At 55.1% G+C, this 594-nt stretch carries 1 protein-coding gene; it reads left to right on the top strand.

Translation table 11 applies throughout. The annotated features are described in order from the left end of the window. Positions 1-82 precede the first annotated feature (82 nt). A partial coding sequence (gene zapC, locus ABD353_RS39950; RefSeq protein ID WP_344628605.1) for a cell division protein ZapC occupies positions 83-594 on the top strand: 512 nt, incomplete at its 3' end.

Genomic DNA, 594 nt, shown 5'->3' with positions numbered 1-594 from the left:
AGACTTTTCTTAATTTTAGAAAATATTCTGCGGTAAGTCGCAACAACTTTGCAGAGGCGTATGAAAGGGGACAGGGGGAAAAATGCGGATTAAACCTGACGATAACTGGCGTTGGTATTACGATGAAGAGCACGACCGCATGATGCTCGATCTGGCCAATGGCATGTTATTTCGCTCGCGCTTCGCCCGGCGCATGCTGACTCCGGATGCCTTTGCCCCTTCTGGATTTTGCGTTGATGACGCCGCGCTCTATTTCTCTTTTGAAGAAAAATGTCGCGATCTCGAGCTATCGAAAGAGCAGCGGGCGGAATTAGTCCTTAACGCGCTCACCGCCATCCGTTTTCTCAAACCGCAGATGCCGAAAAGCTGGCACTTTATCGCCCATACCCATCACTGGCAGCCGAGCGGCGGCGACGCCGCCTGCGTTTGGCTGAGCGATACCGGCGAGCAGGTGAATTTACTGGTGGTGGAGCCGGGCCATAACGCCGCGCCCTGTCTGTTGGCTCAGCCGGGTCTCACCCTTGCCGGCCGCGTCATGCAGCTGGGCGATGTCATAAAAATCATGAATGACAGACTGCAGCCGGCGCAGAGCGC

The sequence above is a fragment of the Kitasatospora arboriphila genome, from assembly GCF_039528095.1.
GTDB lineage: Bacteria > Actinomycetota > Actinomycetes > Streptomycetales > Streptomycetaceae > Kitasatospora > Kitasatospora arboriphila.
This window is presented reverse-complemented; position numbering and strand designations above follow the sequence as displayed.